This window comes from Acidobacteriota bacterium (genome assembly GCA_012517875.1).
Classification (GTDB): domain Bacteria; phylum Acidobacteriota; class JAAYUB01; order JAAYUB01; family JAAYUB01; genus JAAYUB01.
Window position 1 is genome coordinate 1 of the sequence record JAAYUB010000049.1, and the last position, 3,434, is coordinate 3,434.

4 protein-coding genes are annotated in these 3,434 nt (G+C 60.2%); 3 read left to right on the forward strand and 1 reads right to left on the reverse strand.

Annotated features, from left to right (window positions below; all coding sequences use genetic code 11):
- Positions 1 to 279: hypothetical protein (locus tag GX414_05905; protein NLI46626.1), on the reverse strand; the 279-nt coding region annotated here is incomplete at its 3' end.
- A gap of 117 nt (positions 280 to 396) precedes the next feature.
- Here GX414_05905 and GX414_05910 point away from each other — a divergent pair.
- From GX414_05910 to GX414_05920, 3 genes are all read left to right on the forward strand, one after another.
- The gene (locus tag GX414_05910) at positions 397 to 1,089 is read left to right on the forward strand and encodes a PorT family protein (GenBank protein ID NLI46627.1); all 693 of its coding nucleotides are present in this window, start codon (positions 397 to 399) and stop codon (positions 1,087 to 1,089) included.
- 61 nt (positions 1,090 to 1,150) lie between these two features.
- Positions 1,151 to 2,029 (forward strand): 3-hydroxybutyryl-CoA dehydrogenase, encoded by an 879-nt coding sequence (locus tag GX414_05915; protein NLI46628.1) that lies wholly within the window; start codon positions 1,151 to 1,153, stop codon positions 2,027 to 2,029.
- Between the two features lie 12 nt (positions 2,030 to 2,041).
- Positions 2,042 to 3,253 carry an acetate kinase gene (locus GX414_05920; GenBank protein ID NLI46629.1) on the forward strand — a complete coding sequence of 404 codons (1,212 nt, stop codon included), beginning with the start codon at positions 2,042 to 2,044 and terminating at the stop codon, positions 3,251 to 3,253.
- The last annotated feature ends 181 nt before the right edge of the window (positions 3,254 to 3,434 follow it).

Consider the following 3,434-nt stretch of genomic DNA (forward strand, 5'->3'; position numbering starts at 1 on the left):
CAGTCCGGCCAGCTGCAGCGCCGCACGGCCCGTGAAGTATCCGGCGGCTCCGGCGGCCTGCGCATGATGCAGCGCGGCCGGCAGTGCGCAGGCGACCCCCTGCCGGCGCAACACACCGCGCGATTCAATCCGGACCAGCCCCGCGGCCGCCCAGTACCGGCAGGTCTGCCAGGCGGCGTCCCGGGAGAGTCGCGCCACGGCGCGGAATTCCCCCAGCCCGAACCAGACCGGCATCACGGCCAGAATCTCCTCGCGCTGCTGATAGACGGAATACACCATGGATCGGGACTTTCCCGCCCGATTATTTCAAAACTCGTGTTTAAAAACAATTGAATCTTACAGCGCTTCGTGGCATGATGATCCGTCATTGGCGACTCTGTCCGCGAGGTTGTATTCATGAACCGGTTACCTTATATCGTATTGATTTTAATCGTCTCCACAATCTTCGTTCCCGCCCAGATCGAGGAGCGCTTCCAGTACGGACTCAAGTTCGGCGTCGTTCAAAACCAGTTCGATGCCATCCCCGATTCCCCCCTGAATCCGTTCGAATCGCTGGAGATCGACGGCCGCACCGGTTTCATGGCCGAGGCGTTCTACGACTACCAACTCCTGCCCGACAAGATGCCGCCCCTGCACATGACCTTTGGGCTGGGCTACAAACTCCTGATCATGCGCGGCCAGTTCATGACCGCCGGCGATCCCCCGGTGACCGGAGACTTTCACAACTATTTCCACACGTTGGATTTCCCGGTAGGCGTGAAGATGGTCTTCAAGCAGTTCAACGGGCGTCCGTTCGTGGGCGCCGGTCTGCAGATGGACGCCATCGTCGGTGAAACCGTGAGTTCGGGCGGCACCCATGGAACGGCTGACGAAGCGCTGCCGGATTTCGAGACAATTCCCGACTACCGGACCCGTTTCAACACGGGGGTTTACTTCAACGCGGGCTTCGAGATACCCTCCACCAATTATTTGTACGTCTTCGAGTTCCGTTACATCCGCTGGAGCCGTGACAACTTCGACGCCGAGACCTCGTTCTACGAGCGAAGCAACGGCGAGATCCAGTGGACGTTCGGAGTCAAAATCCGCTGAGCGCAAGCCGGGTGCTCGGCCTGCCGCGTCTTTTCCTTGATTCAATTCCAGTGAGGCATTCATGAGAATTACTACCATCGGCGTGTTGGGGTGCGGTCAGGTGGCGCAAGGGATCGCCCAGAACGTCGCCCACGCCAAACTCGACGTGGTCATGTGGGACGAACAGGAGAACTGGCTGCGCGGCGGCGTCGCCGGTATCGAACTCGCCATCGATCACGAGATCAGCCGCTGGGGACTGACCGTCGGCGACAAGAAGGCCATCCTGAAGCGCATCAAAACCACGACGAACCGCCAGGATCTGAAGGCGGCCCAGATCCTGATCGAGGCCAAGGGACAGACCTTTGAGGAGAAGCGGGATCTTTTCCTCGAGATGGAGTCTGTCTGCCCCGAAACCACCATGTTCATGACCAACACCACCACCATCTCGATCTCCGACATCCAGCGCCACCTCCGCCTGCCCGAGCGCCTCATCGGCCTGCACTTCATCCTCCCCATCCCCGCCAGCGTCATCGTGGAAGTCGTGAAGGGGATCCGAACCTCCGAAGCGGTGGTCCACGAGACGAAACGCCTCATGGACACCCTGGGCAAGCGCGCTATCGAAATCTACGAGTATCCGGGCTTCGTCACGTCCCGCATCATCCTGCCCATGATCAACACGGCGGTCCAGGTCCTGATGGAGGGCCTCGCCACGGCCGACGACATCGACGACGCCATCCACCTCGGCTACAATCTGTCGCTCGGCCCGCTGGCGCTGGCCGACCAGATTGGGATCGACGTGGTGCTGGATTCCCTCGACTCCATCTACCGCAACCTCGGCGACCCCACGTACCGGCCCAGCCCGCTGTTGCGCAAGATGGTCCGCGAGGGCAAGCTCGGCCTGAAGTCCGGCGAGGGCTTCTTCAAGTATGACGAACGCAGGCGGCGAGTCGCCAAGGCGTAAAGGGGTGCAGTCATGATCGTTCTCACACTGAACTGCGGCAGCTCGACGGTCAAGTACAAGCTCATCGACACCACCACCCAGAAAAACCTGGCCGTGGGCAAGGCGGATCGGGTGGGCATGATGGGCGCCATCATCGACGTGGAGCGTCCCGGCGGCGAAAAAATCGTCCGCGAGACCGAACTGCTGGACCACGCCATGGCCATCTCGGCGATCATCCGCCTGCTGGTGGAGCCGGAGCTCGGCATCCTCAAGAGTCTGGACGAGATTCAGGCGATCGGCCACCGGGTGGTACACGGCGGTGAGACGTTCACCGGCTCGGTGCGAATCACCGACGCCGTGGTCCAGACCCTCAAAGACAACATTCAGCTGGCCCCGCTGCACAATCCGCCCAACATCGTGGGCATCGAGGCGGCGATGGCCATCCTGCCCAACGTTCCCATGGTCGGCGTGTTCGACACCGCCTTCCATACCACCATGCCGGAGCACGCCTACATCTACCCCATTCCGTATGCGCTCTACAAGAAGTACGCCATCCGACGCTACGGCTTCCACGGGACCTCCCACTTCTACGTCGCCCGCCGCGCGTGCGAGATCCTCAAAACCAAGGCGAGTGAGACCAACCTGATCACGCTGCACCTGGGGAACGGCGCCAGCGCCACCGCCGTCCGGGGAGGGAAATCTGTGGATACCACGATGGGTTTCACGCCGCTGGAAGGGCTGGTAATGGGCACCCGTTGCGGCGACATCGACCCGGCCATCATCATCCACATCATGGACCAGGAAAAGATCTCCGTCCGCGAAGCGAACAACCTGCTCAACAAGTTCAGCGGCCTGATCGGCATCTCCGGGCAATCCAGCGACATGCGCGACCTCGAGGACCTTTATCAGAAGGGCGACAAGCAGGCCCGTCTCGCCATCGACATCTACGCGTACCGGATCAAAAAGTACATCGGTGCCTACGCGGCCGCCTTGGGTCAGTTGGACTGCATCGTGTTCACCGCCGGCATAGGGGAAAACAGCCCCCTGATCCGGGAAAAATCCATCGACGGGCTGGATCGCCTGGGCATCAAGCTGGACAAGAAGCGCAACGACGGCCTGCGCGCCAAGGAAGCCGTCATCTCCACCGACGACTCTCCGGTCAAGGTGCTCGTGGTGCCCACCAACGAGGAACTGGTCATCGCTATGGACACGGCCGAGATCGTGTCCGGGAAAAAATCTACTTGATTTTCCTGAAATATCACATATAATTGACACAAATAAGCGAGACGCCTGTCTTGCTTATTCAACAGCCTAAGCCCTAGCTCCCCCCTGGCTAGGGTTTCTTTTTATCCAATTATTTCAATAATTTAACTTAATATGCGGCAGGTTCCGCGGTGCTTGGATTCGACGGGTTCAGTTGCGTCGC